Source organism: Pararhizobium sp. IMCC3301 (assembly GCF_030758315.1).
In the GTDB taxonomy this organism is placed as follows: domain Bacteria; phylum Pseudomonadota; class Alphaproteobacteria; order Rhizobiales.
Map to the genome: position 1 here is coordinate 2,052,824 of NZ_CP132336.1, position 17,177 is coordinate 2,070,000.

16 protein-coding genes, 2 rRNA genes and 1 pseudogene (1 of these 19 cut by a window edge) are annotated in these 17,177 nt (G+C 56.6%); 5 read left to right on the forward strand and 14 right to left on the reverse strand.

Annotated features, from left to right (window positions below; genetic code table 11):
- Positions 1 to 199 precede the first annotated feature (199 nt).
- From RAL88_RS09945 to RAL88_RS09955, 3 genes are all read left to right on the forward strand, one after another.
- A complete protein-coding gene (locus tag RAL88_RS09945) occupies positions 200 to 691 on the forward strand; it encodes a MarR family winged helix-turn-helix transcriptional regulator (protein WP_306269194.1) in 492 nt (163 codons plus the stop codon).
- 182 nt (positions 692 to 873) lie between these two features.
- Complete coding sequence (locus tag RAL88_RS09950) at positions 874 to 1,107, forward strand: hypothetical protein (protein WP_306269196.1); 234 nt, start codon at positions 874 to 876, stop codon at positions 1,105 to 1,107.
- A gap of 123 nt (positions 1,108 to 1,230) precedes the next feature.
- Positions 1,231 to 2,199, forward strand: coding sequence for a 2-hydroxyacid dehydrogenase (locus RAL88_RS09955; protein ID WP_306269198.1), 969 nt, complete (start codon positions 1,231 to 1,233; stop codon positions 2,197 to 2,199).
- Positions 2,200 to 2,220: 21 nt separating this feature from the next.
- On the opposite strand, the gene RAL88_RS09960 is transcribed toward RAL88_RS09955, so the two are convergent.
- The 3 genes from RAL88_RS09960 to RAL88_RS09970 are packed head-to-tail and all read right to left on the reverse strand — an operon-like array spanning position 2,221 to position 5,345.
- A complete protein-coding gene (locus RAL88_RS09960) occupies positions 2,221 to 2,739 on the reverse strand; it encodes a hypothetical protein (RefSeq protein ID WP_306269200.1) in 519 nt (172 codons plus the stop codon).
- 43 nt (positions 2,740 to 2,782) lie between these two features.
- Complete coding sequence (locus tag RAL88_RS09965; protein ID WP_306269202.1) at positions 2,783 to 3,532, reverse strand: SDR family oxidoreductase; 750 nt, start codon at positions 3,530 to 3,532, stop codon at positions 2,783 to 2,785.
- Positions 3,533 to 3,542: 10 nt separating this feature from the next.
- Positions 3,543 to 5,345 (reverse strand): IlvD/Edd family dehydratase, encoded by a 1,803-nt coding sequence (locus RAL88_RS09970; protein ID WP_306269204.1) that lies wholly within the window; start codon positions 5,343 to 5,345, stop codon positions 3,543 to 3,545.
- 166 nt (positions 5,346 to 5,511) lie between these two features.
- Between RAL88_RS09970 and RAL88_RS09975 the strand changes: the two genes are divergently transcribed.
- Positions 5,512 to 6,699 carry a pyridoxal phosphate-dependent aminotransferase gene (locus tag RAL88_RS09975; protein WP_306269206.1) on the forward strand — a complete coding sequence of 396 codons (1,188 nt, stop codon included), beginning with the start codon at positions 5,512 to 5,514 and terminating at the stop codon, positions 6,697 to 6,699.
- 25 nt (positions 6,700 to 6,724) lie between these two features.
- Here RAL88_RS09975 and modC read toward each other — a convergent pair whose 3' ends face one another.
- The 7 genes from modC to RAL88_RS10010 all read right to left on the reverse strand — a co-directional run bounded on the left by modC (position 6,725) and on the right by RAL88_RS10010 (position 13,766).
- Entirely contained in the window at positions 6,725 to 8,317 is a 1,593-nt protein-coding gene (gene modC / locus RAL88_RS09980; protein WP_306269208.1) for a molybdenum ABC transporter ATP-binding protein, read from the reverse strand.
- Positions 8,310 to 9,014 (reverse strand): molybdate ABC transporter permease subunit, encoded by a 705-nt coding sequence (gene modB / locus RAL88_RS09985; protein WP_306269210.1) that lies wholly within the window; start codon positions 9,012 to 9,014, stop codon positions 8,310 to 8,312. Before modB ends, modC begins: the two co-directional genes overlap by 8 nt.
- On the reverse strand, positions 9,011 to 9,745 hold the full coding sequence (gene modA / locus RAL88_RS09990) for a molybdate ABC transporter substrate-binding protein (RefSeq protein WP_306269211.1): 735 nt from the start codon (positions 9,743 to 9,745) through the stop codon (positions 9,011 to 9,013). The genes modB and modA overlap by 4 nt, the downstream gene beginning before the upstream one ends.
- A 76-nt stretch (positions 9,746 to 9,821) precedes the next feature.
- Positions 9,822 to 10,460 (reverse strand): 2-dehydro-3-deoxy-phosphogluconate aldolase, encoded by a 639-nt coding sequence (locus RAL88_RS09995; RefSeq protein ID WP_306269212.1) that lies wholly within the window; start codon positions 10,458 to 10,460, stop codon positions 9,822 to 9,824.
- A 45-nt stretch (positions 10,461 to 10,505) separates the two neighbouring features.
- A complete protein-coding gene (locus tag RAL88_RS10000; RefSeq protein ID WP_306269213.1) occupies positions 10,506 to 11,657 on the reverse strand; it encodes a CaiB/BaiF CoA-transferase family protein in 1,152 nt (383 codons plus the stop codon).
- A 35-nt stretch (positions 11,658 to 11,692) separates the two neighbouring features.
- Positions 11,693 to 12,907, reverse strand: a complete 1,215-nt coding sequence (locus RAL88_RS10005; RefSeq protein ID WP_306269215.1) for an acyl-CoA dehydrogenase — start codon at positions 12,905 to 12,907, stop codon at positions 11,693 to 11,695.
- Positions 12,908 to 12,986: 79 nt separating this feature from the next.
- Positions 12,987 to 13,766: an SDR family NAD(P)-dependent oxidoreductase gene (locus RAL88_RS10010; RefSeq protein WP_306269217.1), complete on the reverse strand. Its 780-nt coding sequence runs from the start codon at positions 13,764 to 13,766 to the stop codon at positions 12,987 to 12,989.
- Between the two features lie 87 nt (positions 13,767 to 13,853).
- Here RAL88_RS10010 and RAL88_RS10015 point away from each other — a divergent pair.
- Positions 13,854 to 14,075: pseudogene (locus RAL88_RS10015) on the forward strand (integrase core domain-containing protein); the annotation flags it as partial.
- A gap of 201 nt (positions 14,076 to 14,276) precedes the next feature.
- On the opposite strand, the gene RAL88_RS10020 reads toward RAL88_RS10015, so the two are convergent.
- From RAL88_RS10020 to RAL88_RS10035, 4 genes are all read right to left on the reverse strand, one after another.
- On the reverse strand, positions 14,277 to 15,218 hold the full coding sequence (locus RAL88_RS10020) for a hypothetical protein (RefSeq protein ID WP_306269219.1): 942 nt from the start codon (positions 15,216 to 15,218) through the stop codon (positions 14,277 to 14,279).
- 248 nt (positions 15,219 to 15,466) lie between these two features.
- Positions 15,467 to 15,559 (reverse strand): transposase domain-containing protein, encoded by a 93-nt coding sequence (locus RAL88_RS10025; protein ID WP_306269221.1) that lies wholly within the window; start codon positions 15,557 to 15,559, stop codon positions 15,467 to 15,469.
- Positions 15,560 to 15,787: 228 nt separating this feature from the next.
- Positions 15,788 to 15,902 (reverse strand): 5S ribosomal RNA (rrf, locus tag RAL88_RS10030).
- 121 nt (positions 15,903 to 16,023) lie between these two features.
- Positions 16,024 to 17,177 (reverse strand): 23S ribosomal RNA (locus RAL88_RS10035); it runs 1,599 nt beyond the window's last position.

Here is a 17,177-nt window from a genome sequence, read left to right on the forward strand (position 1 = left end):
CCTGGCAATCGATCGGCCAGATAATCCGGCGAGCGGAAGGCAATTCGCAAAGTACCGGCAGAGCCGTTTTCATTCAGCAATTTGCAGTGTCACGGGACTGTCATGCATATACTCTATGGAAAGAGCTAAGGCGGGTAACAATCCGGGTGTATGACTCAGATCGGATTGTGCTGAACAGGCTTTTACGGCGGGCGACTTCATGGCATTCAACCACAAGAAATCCATCACATTGCGGATTACCAAAGCAGCGCGTGCACAGCGCAGTTTTTCGGCGAAAAAACTGGCCAAGCTGGGACTTCACCCCGGTCAGGAAGCCGTTCTCAAGGCGCTCAACCGGGAAGACGGCCAGACCATGGGCAAACTGGCCACCGAACTTGGTGTGCGCCCGCCCACTGTGACCAAGATGATCAACCGTCTGACGTCGCAGGGCCATGTGGAACGCCGCCCCTCTGCCACCGACGGCAGGCAGTCCCATGTCTATCTGTCCGCTTCCGGCGTCGCCCTTCTCAGCGATGTTGACAGGGCATGGAAGGCTCTGGACAGGGCGTCGCTCAAGAATATTGACGACAAGGACCGCAAGCGGTTGAACAAATTACTGAAACAGATTGAAAGCAATCTTCGCACGGACCAGGCCGCAGAACCCGAGGATCTGGAAGACGATCTGGAAGATGATATCGTCGACGACATCTGACCGGTCTCAAATCGATGGCCTGGACTGCCGATATCCTGCTTGACTGATGCGCTCGAGGCTTTAAATCCTGTCATGGTTACATTGAATCATCTGGTAATCTCACCTCTGCCAAATTGATTCATTGAACCGGCGCAACCGAATTCACGGGCGCTGTTGTCGACCACTTCAAGGGACAAAGACCTATGAAACTGAAAACAGCAATTCTCTCAGCCGCCATGCTGCCTCTGTTTGCCACCATGGCCAGCGCCCATCCAGAGCTGAGCCTTGGCGGGCTGGTGCCGGCACCGGCAACCCACGTCCACACTCTGGCCGGACATGCTGTCGCACTCGGCACGGTTGGCATTCTTGTCGCCGCCCTGATTGCCGCCATAGTCATGACCGGATCAGCCACAACGCCGCTGCGCAAAAGCCACTAAAGCCGGCATGCTGTCATGCTTGCGGTTCGCTTGAACAGTCCATACGACTGGACACAGGATGGCTGGGGCAATAGGACTTGTCCGTGACAGCATGGCAGCATGACAAGCGAACCGAGAGGCCGTATGACAAAACTTGATGTAGATCTTCTGGTAATGACGCAAATGCGCGAATATGTGCTGGACCAGCTGGAAGCCAGATTCCGCGCTCACAAATTGTATGAAGCATCGGACCCCGATGAGATGCTTGCCCGGATCGCTCCTGACATCAGGGCTATCGCCACCGGCGCCCATAAATATGTCGATGTTGCGCTGATGGACAAGTTGCCAAATCTGGAAATCGTATCCAATTTCGGCGTCGGCTATGACAATGTCGATGCGAAATCCGCCGGTACCAGAGGTATCATCGTCACCAACACGCCGGATGTGCTTTCCGATGAAGTGGCCGACACCGCTATCGGCCTGATGATCAATGCGGTTCGTGAACTGCCGCAGGCAGAACAATTTCTGCGCGCCGGAAAGTGGAAGTCTGGCGAATATCCGCTGACTCAGAATACATTACGGGAAAAGCGCCTCGGCATTGCCGGTCTGGGACGCATCGGCAAGGCAATTGCAGAGCGGGCCGAGAGCTTCGGCCTCAGCATTGCCTATTACGGCCGGACAAATCAGAACATTGCCTATGAGTATCACGACACGCTGAAGGGCCTTGCCGAACATGTCGACATTCTGATCAGCGTGCTGCCGGGAGGTGCCGCCACCGACAAGGCCTTCAATGCGGAGGTTTTTTCAGCGCTCGGACCTACTGGCACCTTCATCAATATCGGTCGCGGTTCCGCAGTCGATGAAGCCGCCCTGATCGCCGCCCTTGAAAACGGCACGATCCGTTCGGCCGGACTGGATGTATTTGCCAAAGAACCTCACGTTCCGGACGCTCTGCTCGCCCTGCCAAATGCAGTGCTGCTGCCTCATGTCGGTTCCGGCTCGGTATACACACGAAACGCCATGGGACAGTTGCTGGTCGACAATCTGACCAATTGGTTCGAGACCGGCAAGCCCATTTCTCCGGTTGCCGAAACACCATTTCCAAAGACATGAACCGTGTCTTGTGAATTGATGTCAGGGCCGTGTCACCGGGCAGGACGTATCCAGCAGATTGCGCAAAGGCCGGTCATTGCAGGTGAATGAGCAGCTGTAGCGGATGATCTGCGGGCCGGAGCGCGCCGGTTTCATGGCCAGAGCATCAAACACCGGACCAGCCCCGGTATTGACCAGCCGCATCAGCAGATGGGGAAAGCCGGTTTCCGGTTCATCCAGAAACAGGCTGGCAGCTCGCCAGTTGAATTTTGCCGCGTATTCTCTGGCCTCGCCATTCGATGGAATGAAAGTGGCGCGGCCTGCGAAATCCCCGGCCTCATTCGGCTGCAGGCGGAACACGTAGGTTTCCGTGGTTTTGTCACGCCATGTCAGTGGTCGACCGACATCTCCCGGATCATACCGGGTCAGCGCCTGCGAGCGGCATTCCGCGCGCAGATCTGCGGGTTCCTGGGCAAAACCGGCCAAAGCCAGAAACTGCGAACCAACTGCAAAAGCCAGTGCTGCAACGCAGGTTTTTCGGCATCTTTTCGAGAAAATCATAATCGCCTTTTCCAGGTTCGCTCACATGGCCAGATTACCCAGATCACAATGTCCAACCGCCATCGATGACATGGGTTGTGCCCGTTGTGAATCCGCTTTCATCCGCGCCCAGATAGACCGCCAGTGCGGCAATTTCCTCTGCCTTCGCCACACGGCCCATGGGCTGGCGCGCAACGAATTGTTCCAGCGCCTTTTCATAAGACCCCAGTTGCTCTCCCAGCGCCGCGACACGAGCCTCCCAGGACGGCGAGTGAACGGTGCCGGGACAGATCGCATTACAGCGGATGCCTTGTTTGATGAAATCGATCGCAACAGCTTTGGTCAGCCCGATTACCGCTGCCTTGGACGCACCGTAAACATAGCGGTTCGGCGCGCCTTTCAGCGATGATGCGCCGGAAGACATATTTATGATGGAACCGCCGCCATGTTCCAGCATCGAAGGCAGGAAGGCGGAAATCATCCGATGCATGGATTTGACATTCAGATCAAACGAGAAATCCCAGTCGTCTTCGGAACACTCCAGCACCGAACCGTGATGCACAAATCCGGCGCAATTGAACAGAATATCCACTGCGCCGATGTCTGCGGCCAGCTCCTTGACCGCAGCACTGTCACGCACATCCAGCGCCACAGCCCGGGAAATGCCCTCTTCTGTCAATCCTTCCAGAGCGGCTGCATTCAGGTCGGTCGCTATGATTTCCGCTCCCTCACGGGCATATGCCAGGGCTGTTGCCCTGCCAATCCCATTTGCTGCTGCCGTAATGATCGCGCGTTTGCCTGCAAGCCGGCCCATATTCTTCTCCTTAGTGATTGTCACGCGGCACCTGTTTGGCCACCGAGCGGTATTTGACAGCCGGCTTCAACACCATGCCTTCATCGAATTGCGCAACAATGGCGCGTTGTATTTCCTGCCACGGCGTCTGGCTTTCAGGATATTTGAATCCCCCTGCCGCTTCCAGATCGGCAAAGCGTTTGGCCAGCTCGTCTTCGCTGATCAGAATATTGGCTTCAGCCTTTCTAAGATCCACTCGCACCCTGTCGCCGGTTCTGACAATTGCCAGACCACCGCCTGCCGCAGCTTCCGGTGAGGCATTCAGGATCGACGGCGAACCGGACGTTCCGGACTGCCGCCCGTCACCGATACACGGCAGCGCATGAATGCCCTTTTTGATGAGATAGGCCGGTGGCTGCATATTCACCACTTCGGCGCCGCCCGGATAGCCGATCGGTCCGGTGCCGCGAATGAACAGCACGCAGTTCTCATCGATATTGTTGGCTGGATCATCAATCCGGTCATGATAATCCTCTGGCCCCTCAAACACAAAGGCGCGGCCTTCAAAGGCTTCCAGATCATCCGGGTTGGACAGATAGCGATCGCGGAATTCTTTTGAAATAACGCTGGTTTTCATGATCGCGGAATTGAACAGATTGCCTTTCAGATTGATGAACCCGGCTTCTCTGACCATCGGTTTGTCGAACCGCCAGATTACCTCTTCATTTTCAATTATGGCCGACTTGCAATTGTCGCCGATACTGCGGCCATTGGCCGTGATCGCCTGCGGATGCGGCAGCGCATTGGCCCGCATCAACTCGCCAACCACCGCAGGCACGCCGCCGGCGCGGTGATAATCTTCACCCAGATAGGCTCCGGCCGGCTGCAGATTGACCAGCAGCGGCACAGCGTGACCAATGCTCTGCCAGTCATCATTTTCAAGCGGAACGCCCAGATGCCTGGCGATTGCGTTCAGATGGATCGGCGCATTGGTGGAGCCGCCAATGGCCGAGTTGACAACGATGGCATTTTCAAAGGCTTCCCGTGTCATGATGTCCGATGGTTTCAGATCTTCGGCCACCATTTCCACAATCCGCTGTCCGGTGCGATAGGCCATTTGGCCGCGTTCGCGGTAGGGCGCGGGAATAGCAGCCGAGCCTGGCAATTGCATGCCCAGCACCTCTGCCAGAGAATTCATCGTTGTCGCCGTGCCCATCGTGTTGCAATAGCCAACCGATGGCGCCGAGGAAGACACGATTTCCATGAATTCCTCATAATCGATTTCCTTGGTCGCAAGCTGTTCGCGGGCTTTCCAGACAATGGTGCCGGACCCGGTGCGTTCACCCTTGTGCCAGCCATTCAGCATCGGACCGACTGACAGGGCGATGGCCGGAATATTCACTGTGGCAGCGGCCATCAGGCAGGCAGGCGTTGTCTTGTCGCAGCCAATCGTCAGCACCACTCCGTCCAGCGGATAGCCAAAAAGCAGTTCCACCAGACCGAGATAAGCCAGGTTGCGGTCAAGTGTCGCCGTTGGCCGCTTTCCGGTTTCCTGAATCGGGTGCACCGGAAATTCAAACGCAATCGCGCCGGAGGCTTCAATGCCGGAGCGCACCCGTTTCGCCAGTTCGAGGTGGTGCCGGTTGCAGGGCGACAGATCAGACCCGGTCTGGGCAATTCCGATAATCGGCTTGCCTGACTGCAATTCTTCGCGCGTCAGTCCGAAATTCAGATAGCGTTCCAGATAAAGCGCCGTCATGCCGGGATTATCGGGATTGTCAAACCACAATTGCGACCGCAGTTTTGGTGGTTTCATTTCATTGCCAGAACTCATGGAATCTCCGTCTGTATTCACGCCCGTACCGGTATTTGAATTGACATCTGCTTTGTGGCAGACGCTCAAGCGAGCCGACAGCAGGCCGACTTTATTTTTGAATTTGCTTACCGGCAATACATGCGCCTAAATGCGCACCAAAATCAACAGGGGAGACGCCTCAACAATGACCGCGCTGACAACAAATTCCGGCTTTGACAGGATCGGCGAAGAAAATGCCTTTGCGGTGCTGGCCCGCGCCACAGCTTTGGCAGCCAGCGGCAAGGACATTATCAATCTGGGCATCGGTCAGCCGGATTTTGCCACTCCGCCGCATATTGTGGAAGCCGCCATCCGGGCGCTGAAGGATGGTCATCACGGTTACACGCCGGCCACCGGCATTCTGCCCCTGCGCGAAGCGGTCGCCGCGGACATTCACCACCGCTACGGCGCGGACATATCACCCGAACGGATCATGATCATGCCTGGCGGCAAGGTCACCATGTATGCGGCTATCCTGATGTTCGGCCAGCCCGGGGCAGAAATCCTGTATCCCGACCCCGGCTTTCCGATTTACCGCTCGATGATCGAATTCACTGGCGCAAAGCCGGTCCCGGTGCCGATTCGGGAAGAAAACAACTTTGCCTTTTCAGCCGAGGAAACCCTGTCGCTGATCACCGCCGACACGCGGCTTATCATCATCAATTCACCTGCCAATCCGACCGGCGGTGTAACGCCCAAAGCCGAGATTGACGCCCTCGTCGCCGGGCTGGCGGACCGGCCCGACATTGCCATCATGTCAGACGAAATCTACGACCGCATGATCTATGATGGCGAACAGCATGTGTCCCTGATGAGTTATCCCGAAATCGCAGACCGGCTGATCGTGCTCAATGGCTGGTCAAAAACCTATGCCATGACAGGCTGGCGCATGGGCTGGTCGGTGTGGCCGGAAGCGCTGTATGACAAGGTGCGCAAGCTCGCCGTAAACGCCTGGTCCTGCGTCAATGCCCCATCGCAATATGCCGGAATTGCCGCCCTCACCGGCCCGCAGGATGCCGTTGCCGAAATGATGGCGGCCTTCGATCAGCGCCGCCGCATTGTGGTGGACCGGCTGAACCAGCTGTCCGGTGTCAGCTGCGCTGTCCCCAAAGGCGCGTTCTATGCATTCCCCAACATCACACAGACCGGCTGGCCGGCCAAGAAACTGGCAAGCGCATTGCTGGAGGAAGCAGGTGTCGCCGTAATCGGCGGTCCTGATTTCGGTATTCTTGGCGAAGGTTACATTCGGCTGTCCTATGCCAATTCAGCGGAGAATATTGAACGTGCAATCGACCGCATGGCGCAGTTCATGGCGAGCGCCGTTTCTAGCTGATTGTTCGCCGCCCTGTCAGAACCGGTCAGCTTCGTTTGATGGTCGGAGATTTCATCAGGAACGGGTTTGGTTCTGGGTCCAGCTTTGCTTCCGGTTCGGGGGTCTCCGCTCCACTCCCCGGCGAAAGCACCGGCGTCTGATCTGGCGCAGCTTGCCTATCCGGGTCACTCCGGGAGGCGGTTTCAGCCTCGGTTTCAATTTGGGCCGGCTCGTCCGGCACAGTTGTGAACTCAGTGGAAATCGGTGGAAGCTGTGCCAGGGCCTGTGACAATGCGTTGTCCAGCTCCGCATTCCCGCCGTCCGGTGCTGTAACCGGCACGAACCGCTGCAAAACCACATCAACTGGCTCGGTGGCAAGGTCCGGCGGCAGCATCTGCTTGCGCTCTGCTGCGCTCTCAGGTGCAAGAACAGCTCCGCTGTCGACTTGATGATCTGTATTGTTATCGGGGCTGTTATCCGGTCTCGGGGCGGCAATAATCGACACATCGCCCATCGGCTGCAGCAGACGGCGTTCTATGGCGATGGATTTCACCAAAGCAAACACCAGATTGCCGGGGCTTAATTCCAGATCCTTTGCTGATGCAGCAGTGATGCGCGAGCGCAGCCCGGCACCCGCGCCATCTTCCCCCAGCCGCAACACCAGTTCGGCATAGCCCTTATCATCTGTCCTGACAGTTTCGATCCGCGCCGGCAGCTGATTGCGGATCGAAAGCCCGGTCACCGGCTGGCGGGCAATCGACACGTCCCTGGCCCGGATACGCAACCTCAAATCAGCGCCCACCGGCAATTCGCTGAGGGCAATTTCGAACTGCAATGGCGGAGTGGTCTGCAGCATCAGCCGCGTCAGCCCCAGAGCTTCGTCATGATGCGCCACTTTCGCCGGCACAACGGCTCCAGCCTCATGACGGCCGGTCGCGCCACCCAGATCCAGACGGGTCAGAATGTCTGACAAAGGCCCGAAGGCAATGGTCTTGCCGCGGGACAGCACGACCAGATCATCTGCAATGCGGGTGACTTCATCCATCGAGTGACTGACATAACACACCGGAATCCGGCTTTCCTGAGCCACCCGTTCGATGAACGGCAGAATGTCCTGTTTTCTGGCATTGTCGAGTGAGGCCAGCGGTTCGTCAAGCAGCAGAATACGCGGATCGGAGAGCAGCGCCCGGCCGATGGCAACCCGTTGCTGTTCACCACCTGACAGCGTCAGCGGATTGCGGTTGAGAAAAGTCTCCAGCGAGAGCAGCTTGACAACATCGGAAAATTCAACGCCCGGCTTGCGTCCACCCGCCCACCGGCTATAGCTCAGATTGCGCTCAACCGACAGATGCGGAAACAGGCGGCTGTTCTGAAACACCATTCCGACACGGCGCTCCTCAACCGGCAGATTGATCCTCTGATTGCTGTCAAACACAATTGTATCGCCGATACGGATATGTCCCGATTGCGGAGTTTGCAGTCCGGCCATCATCTGGATCAGCGACGACTTGCCCGCCCCCGAATGACCGAATACGGCGGTGGCCAGACCTTGCGAGCGAAATTTCGCCCGCAATTGGAATGTTCCGATCACACCATGAATCTGAACATCGAGAACAGGCTGGGCGGCGGCGTCAGTCATGCCGGCCCTCCCCGACAGGCCGCGCCCGGCGTGCCATACGCGCAACGAAAATTTCCGACAGCACAACGGCTGCAATCGCAATCACCAGAGAAATCAGTGTCAGGCGAAAGGCTGCCGCCTCACCGCCGGGCCGTTGCAATTCTGTAAAAATCGCCAGAGCCAGAGTGCGGGTTTCCCCGGGAATATTGGCGGCAAACGTAATCGTTGCGCCAAATTCGCCCAGCGCCTTGGCAAATCCCAGCACAGCACCGGCCACAAGGCCGGGGGCCGCCAATGGCAGCGTCACAGTCAGCCAGCGCCGGAACGGCTTTGCGCCCAGCGTCATGGCAGCCACTTCAAGACCCGGATCAACCGCATCAAACGCCTGCCGCAGCGGCCGCACCATCAGCGGAAACGCCATGACTCCGGCGGCGATTGCCGCGCCAATCCAGGTGAAAGCCAGCCGAACTCCGAATAGATTTTCCAGAACCAGGCCGACAGGACCGTTACGGCCGAAAGTCAGCAACAGCACATAACCGGTCACAACCGGGGGCATGACAAGGGGCAGAAACACCAGCGCATTCAGCAGTCCGTGTCCCCGGAATCGCTTGCGCGACAACACATAGGCGACAAAAACCGCAATCGGCAGCATCACGGCCAGCGCCAGCGTGGCTACTTTGAGAGACAGAAGCAGGGCACTGAGTTCGGCAGCGGTCACGGTGCGATAAACCCGTGCGCTGTCCAGATACCGGCAGTCCGGGCACTGTGCAGGCTGGAGACAAAATCAAACGCGCTCCAGGGCGCATTTCCCACCACCACCGCCCAGTAACTGATCGGCGGATGCAGGCCCGGCAGAAACACCGCCTGAACAGCCAGTTCCGGGACGAGGGCGGCATCTGTCGCATAGACAATCGCGCCTTCAACTTCCCCCCGAAGCACAAGCGACAGTGCCACCCGCACATTATCGGTCGGCACAAGAGCTGGCTCCATATCCGTCCATATCTGCAGCGATTGAAGCGCAGCTTTGGCATAGCGCCCCGCCGGCACACCCTCAGGATCGCCGATGGCGATACGCCCGGTTTGAGCCAGTTGCACAAGCCGCTCATCCAGCGTTCCGGTCAGTTGCCTGTCGGCCTTGGTAACCAGCACCAGCCGGTTACTGGCAACGAGTGTGGCTGCACTCTTTTCGATCAGCTGTTTGCTGATCAGATAATCAATCCATTCCCGGTCCGCCGATACAAAGACGTCCGCCGGGGCACCGGCCTCGATTTGCCGCGCCAGAGTGCCGGTTCCTGCAACAGACAGGGTGACAAGGCCCGGGTGATACTCATTGTGATAATCGGAAATAATCTCCTCCAGGACATTGGTCAGGCTGGAGGCGGCAAAAACCGTAAACGGGACCGGGGGCTCAATTGCCGCGCTGGCATCGGCTGCGAAGACGGCAATCATTGCTGGCAGCAAGGCATTTAAACCAGCCTGCAGCACTGTTTGCCAGGTCTTGACCATTTGTTTTGCCCCGCACCGCTTACTGTCCGAGCTTGGCTGCTTCCCGCGCCAGATTCTCAATCGTCTGCCAGTCACCGTCGATAACGGACTGTTTCGGCGCAACCCATGATCCACCGACACAAATCACATTCGGCAGGGCCAGATAATCGCTGGCATTCTTCAGCGACACACCACCGGTCGGGCAAAACCGCAGATCCGCCAATGGTGAGGACAGGGCTTTCAGATAGGGCGCCCCGCCCGCCTGCTCAGCGGGAAAAAATTTCATATAAGTATAGCCGCGTTCCATGATCTGCATCGCTTCGCTGGCGGTTGCCACCCCTGGCAGCAGCGGCGCAGGACTGTCTTTGGCAGCATCCAGCAAATTGGGCGCGCAACCCGGGCTGACCAGAAATCTGGCGCCGGCTTTGACGCAAGCCTCCAGCTGCTTTGGCGTCAGAACCGTGCCCGCGCCGATATCAGCGCCTTCGACTTCATCGGCGATGGCGCGAATCGCATCCAGTGCCGCTGGCGTGCGCAGGGTCACTTCCAGCGCGGTCAGACCGCCGGCTACAAGCGCACGCGCAAGGGAAACAGCCGTGTTCGCATCTTCAATAATGAGAACCGGGACGACGGGAGCGCGGGTCAGAACCGGGCAAAGGAGATCAATATTTTGTGTCATGCGCTTCTTCTAGCGCAGTCCGGCGCCACCCGTCGAGAGGGTTTTTCAAACCGCGGCGAACAGTTTGCCGGCCTCCTCGAAGCTGATATTGCCAAGGGTCGGCGACGCCAGATCAGCGGCCATCGCCTGACCGCTCAGATGAATCGGACTGGCAACACCGGGGATACCCTGTCGCTCCACCACCATTCCGCGATGCAACAGCTGGGGATCATTCAGCGCCTCGCCGACATCGTGGATCGGGCCGGCCGGCACTGTCGCGGTTTCAAGCGCTGCCAGTAAGTCATCGCGCGAACATTTTTGCAATTCCGCTTCAAGCATCGCGATCAGTTCGACACGGTTGCGGACACGATCCGGATTGGTCGCAAACCGGGCATCCTGCGCAAGCTCGTCCCGTCCCAGAACCCGGCAAAAACGTCTGAACTGGCCGTCATTGCCGACGGCCACAATGACATAACCATCGGCCACCGCGAACGCCTGATACGGCACGATATTCGGATGCGCGTTGCCCATGCGCGCCGGGACAATGCCAGAGGCCAGATAATTCATCGCCTGATTGGCCAGCACACCTGTCATGCAATCGAACAGCGCCATATCGATAAACTCGCCCTTGCCGGACCGCGCCCGCGCCGCCAGCCCAGCCTGGATGGCGATCACAGAATAAAGTCCGGTGAAAATATCGGCAAAGGCCATACCAATTTTCTGCGGCGGGCCGGACGCTTCTCCGGTAATCGACATGATCCCCGAAAGGCCCTGAATCATGATGTCATAACCAGCCTGATGGGATTTAGGCCCGCTGTGGCCGAACCCGGTAATCGAGCAGTAAATCAGAGCCGGATGGCGGTTGCAGAGCGTCGCATGGTCAAGACCGAATTTCTTCAGCCCGCCAACTTTAAAATTTTCAATGACAACATCGGCCTTGGCCGCAAGCGCATGAACATTGGCAAGATCATCACTGTTACGCAAATCCGCCACCAGTGAGTGTTTGCCGCGGTTGCAGCTGTGAAAATAGGCGGCATCCCGGCTACCGTCCTGCCGGTCGATAAATGGCGGTCCCCAGCCGCGCGTATCATCGCCCTGCGGGCTTTCCACCTTGACGACAATCGCACCAAGATCGGCCAGCAACTGTCCAGCAAACGGTCCGGCCAGCACGCGGGACAGATCCAGGACCTTCAGGCCGGAAAGCGGTTTTTCAGACATGCAGAAGCCTTTTTCGGGAGGGTATAAGCCAGGCTCTAGTAAAATGCCTGCAATCCTGTCTGGGCGCGTCCCAGAATCAGGGCATGCACATCATGAGTGCCTTCATAAGTGTTGACGGTTTCCAGATTCTGGGCGTGTCGCATGACATGATACTCGCCCGAAATTCCGTTGCCGCCATGCATGTCCCGCGCCTGACGGGCAATGTCCAGCGCCTTGCCGCAATTGTTGCGCTTGATCAGCGAGATCATTTCCGGCGTGCTGCGGCCCTCATCCATCAACCGGCCAACACGCAAAGCAGCCTGCAGTCCAAGAGCAATTTCGGTCTGCATGTCTGCCAGTTTTTTCTGGAACAATTGAGTTGCCGCCAAAGGCCGGTTGAACTGCTTGCGCTCAAGCCCGTAGTTGCGGGCGCGGTGCCAGCAATCTTCCGCTGCCCCCATCACCCCCCAGCCAATGCCGTAACGCGCCCGGTTGAGACAGCCGAACGGCCCTTTCAGACCGGACACATTGGGCAGCAGTGCTGCCTCTGTCACTTCGACATTATCCATGACGATTTCGCCGGTAATTGAGGCGCGCAACGACAATTTATTGCCGATCCTGGGTGCGCTCAGCCCGGCCATGCCCTTTTCCAGAACAAATCCGCGGATTGCATTGTCATGGGCTTCCGACTTTGCCCAGACCACAAACACGTCGGCAATCGGGGAATTGGAGATCCACATTTTGGTGCCGTTGAGGCGATAGCCATCGGCCGTCCGGACGGCCCGGCTTTTCATCGCCCCGGGGTCTGATCCGGCATCCGGTTCGGTAAGGCCGAAGCAGCCGATCCACTCACCGCTGGCCAGCTTTGGCAGAAATTTCTGCCTCTGCTGCTCCGAGCCATAGGTAAAGATCGGATACATCACCAGAGAGGATTGCACGCTCATCATCGAGCGGTATCCGCTGTCGACCCGCTCCACCTCGCGCGCTATCAGCCCATAGCTAACATATCCCGCATCGGAGCCGCCATAAGCTTCCGGAAGGGTCGGACCAAGCAGCCCCATGGCGCCCATTTCGGTGAAAATCGCCGGATCACTCTCTTCGCGTGCATAAGCATCGACAATGCGCGGTTGAAGTTTTTCGGCGGCAAAAGCCCGTGCCGCTTCGCTGATAAGCCGTTCATCTTCGCTCAGTTGTTCGCTGAGCAGGAAGGGATCCTCCCAAGTGAACCCAGCCTGCGCCGGCGCGTCCTTTTTGGAAAGTGGAGCATTCATGAAGCACCTGTTACCTGGTGACGGGAGCATAAATCGAGAGCGCTGGTATAGCTTGCTTTTGCTGCAGCGCAAAGCGCGCTCAGTCCGCAGTCCATCCGCCATCCACCAGCAGCGGAATCCCGGTCACCATGGCAGAGGCGTCGCTGGCGAGAAACAGCACAGCGCCCATAATGTCTTCGATTTCGCCGATGCGGTCGAGTTTGATCTTTGATTTAATCCAGGCGACACGCTCCGGATTGGAAAAGGTCTGCTCCGTCAGCGGTGTCTTGATAAAGGTCGGGGCCAGCGTGTTGACGCGGATATTATGCGGACCCAGTTCAATCGCCATGGATTTTGTCAGTCCTTCGATGGCGTGTTTGGTGGCAGCATAAACCGCCCGGTCCTGGCCACCGACAAGCCCCATCTGCGACGATGTCTGGATGATAGAGCCGGCAATGCCATGCGCCACCATAGCGCGGGCGATGGTCTGAGCGACAAAATAGGTACCGCGCACATTCACATCGAATACAGCATCAAAATCCTCGGCCTTTGTCTCCAGAAAGGGCGAATGCCTGGCAAGACCGGCATTGTTGACTAGTACATCAAACGGGCCGTTAGCGGCCATTTCTGCCTCTATCGCCAATTGCGCCGCCGATGCATCAGCGACATCAAGAACAAGACTGCTGACTGAACGACCGTCCGCCTGAAGCGCCGCCAGAACATCCTGCAATTGCTGCGCACCGCGCGCCGCCAGAACCACATGCGCCCCGGCTTCCGCCAGCGCCACAGCCGCCCCCAGTCCGATGCCACGGGAAGCCCCCGTTACGAGCGCGCGGCGGCCATCAAGCCGAAAGGAGGGTGTTTTTGGCAATGAGGTCATGAATGAATCCGTGATGTGGTGTCGTTGGAATGAAATTCTGGTGCGGCAACAACAAGGCGATGTCAATGTATTCCTGACTGTCACGGCTCTGTCGGGCTGTGCTACATCCAACCGGGAAGGCCGCAGCAGAATGCTCACATCAAGTGTTACAATCGCATGGTTCGCCACGAGTGGCGCGGTCGATACATCTTCCAGACATTCAAGAAGACGCAGAACTCCGCCACGCTCTGGTGATGGAAATACAGCAACCAACGACCCAACGTGGCAATCGGCGGTAAAACCCCTGCCATGAAACTGAAACAGCCCGCGTTAAGCCCGGAAACAAACCCCATGAAACTTGGGATGATTACCTTTTCGAGGCAGTTTTCGTTTTCTGGCTGCGGCGATGCGCATGATACATCCAAAACTGCGTCTGTGGTTGCCGTATTTTCATACGAAAAGACCCGCCGTAGCGGGTCCGGTTCAGAGATGACAATTTTCAGCCCGGGCAGCCCACTGGGAGCACTATGACTAGATCGGACCAAAACCGAAAAATGCTTCAATCGGTTGTTGCGCTTCGAAAGGATCCAGAGTTGCGCCACTTCTATCACGGGATTTGAGGGTTTCGGCACCAAGGTTCATTTTAATGCCTACGAGAGCCGTCATGCGCTCTGATACAAGACCCTCATTGTCCTGCAGCGACCAGGACACATCACTGGTGAGGCTGAATGGCGTGTCAGTAAACTTGTATTCAGTACCGGCTGAGAAGGTCCAGGCATCCAACTCCAGGTCCGCAATATCAAATTTCTGAAACGTGTAAGCACCCTTTACATCAAAACGCCAGTTGTCGGTAAAAAAGTACCTTCCTTCCAGTGACGCGACGATACCATCGCTGGAAAAACCACCGGAGCCAAAGAAACCTATGCCATCTGTCTTTGTCTTCTCGTAGCCAGCCTGGCCATAAATTGTGAAGGCACCAAAATACCCTTGAGCCTCACCGCCCAAATAGAAGCGATTTGTCTCCTGGCTCAACACACCAAAGTCGAAGTTTGTCTTTCCAATCTGTCCTATTGCGCCGAACAGGTAAGTGTCTGTCTGGGTATAAATGTGGGTTGCCGCATCCATATCCGTTGAACTTACGCCCCCATTCCCGAAAAAGCCCAGGTCAGCGTCAATACCCCAATCATCGCGATTGTAGACAAGGTCCTTCTGTACACTCACACCATTTTCAAAATTATAAGCACCGGATGCACGCGCGCCGTAGCTGAAATCCTCAAAATTTTCATTATATCCACCGTCCTCAAATATCGACCAATTGTAGCCGCCAAAGGTCGTGAAATAAGCATCCCACTTTATGTCGCGTTGGTGAGGAGCATCCTCGGTCAATTGATAATCCATGCTTGGCATTTCTTCAGAAAATGCCAGGGAGGTCGAAAGTGCGATTAAAAATCCGCTTAAGGCGTACCGGTTCATAAATGCTCCGAATCGGGTTTTCAGATAGTCTTCAGGCCTATCATTCCCGAATTCAGTTGTATGTGTTAAAATTACCGCTATCCGTTGTTTTCGGTAATTCTGCTTTATCTGTTTGGTGATATCTGAGCGACGTAACCCTCCAAGGCTGTAGCGTTGGCTTCGCCAGTTGCACTGCCAGCCTAACGCCAAAGAAGCAGATCATCGATATGGCTAATTTTGTGATCGACGATGCTGGCGAGGGTGCCAGTTCACCATGCTTGCGGTTCAACGCCATTCAGTTTTGCGGTTTCGATCAGAATATAGGCAATTGCGCCTGATTTGACCCCGCCTTCCGAACTCATGAAGCGATGGTTTTTTCCTGCCGAGAGCGAAAGCAATCGTCCAGGACATATCTGCGCAAGATACTTTACGTTATCGTTTTCCCGGCCGACAAAATGGCAAGCATCGCCTGCCTGATGCTCTAACCGGAATTCAAAACACAAAAAACCCCGCGCCTGCCGGAAAGGCAAGGCGCGGGGTTTTTCGATACTGTAAAAGAAGACATCTCATGAAGCGACTGCATTTTGCAGGTCTGGCAGCGTCCTACTCTCCCGCGCCTTAAGACGAAGTACCATTGGCGCTGTGGAGTTTAACGGCCGAGTTCGGAATGGGATCGGGTTTAGGCTCCACGCCATAACCACCAGACCGACAAAATGCAGTCACTTGATGTATGAAAACTGGTCTTGATGCGTATGTCGCATCCTGTGCCAAATCAATCAGGATCAGTCCAGATCAATCCGGCAGGGATGAGCATTGATTAATGAGAGTAATCAAGCCAATCGAATTATTAGTACTGGTAAGCTTCATGCCTTACGGCACTTCCACACCCAGCCTATCAACGTGGTGGTCTTCCACGATTCTCAAGGGAGAACTTATCTCTAGGTGGGTTTCCCGCTTAGATGCTTTCAGCGGTTATCCCGACCGTACATAGCTACCCTGCAATGCTGCTGGCGCAACAACAGGTCCACCAGAGGTACGTCCACCCCGGTCCTCTCGTACTAGGGGCAGATCCTATCAATTCTCCTACGACCACGGCAGATAGGGACCGAACTGTCTCACGACGTTCTGAACCCAGCTCACGTACCACTTTAATTGGCGAACAGCCAAACCCTTGGGACCTGCTCCAGCCCCAGGATGTGATGAGCCGACATCGAGGTGCCAAACAATGCCGTCGATATGGACTCTTGGGCATCATCAGCCTGTTATCCCCGGCGTACCTTTTATCCGTTGAGCGATGGCCCTTCCACTCGGGACCACCGGATCACTATGACCGACTTTCGTCTCTGCTCGACTTGTCAGTCTCGCAGTCAGGCAGGCTTATGCCATTGCACTCAACGACCGATTTCCGACCGGTCTGAGCCCACCATCGCGCGCCTCCGTTACTCTTTAGGAGGCGACCGCCCCAGTCAAACTACCCACCATACAATGTCTCGGACCCGGATAACGGGCCGCGGTTAGACAGTCATAACGATAAGGGCGGTATTTCAAGGATGACTCCCCCTAAGCTAGCGCCCAAGGTTCATAGTCTACCGCCTATCCTACACATGCCGTTACAAATGCCAGTGTAAAGTTGTAGTAAAGGTGCACGGGGTCTTTCCGTCTAACCGCAGTTACCCCGCATCTTCACGGGGAATTCAATTTCACTGAGTCTATGCTGGAGACAGCGGGGAAGTCGTTACGCCATTCGTGCAGGTCGGAACTTACCCGACAAGGAATTTCGCTACCTTAGGACCGTCATAGTTACGGCCGCCGTTTACTGGGGCTTCAATTCAAGGCTTGCACCTCTCCTTTTAACCTTCCAGCACCGGGCAGGCGTCAGACCCTATACGTCGCCTTGCGGCTTCGCAGAGCCCTGTGTTTTTGATAAACAGTCGCAACCCCCTGGTCTGTGCCCCCGGCCTCTGGTTGCCCAAAGACCGG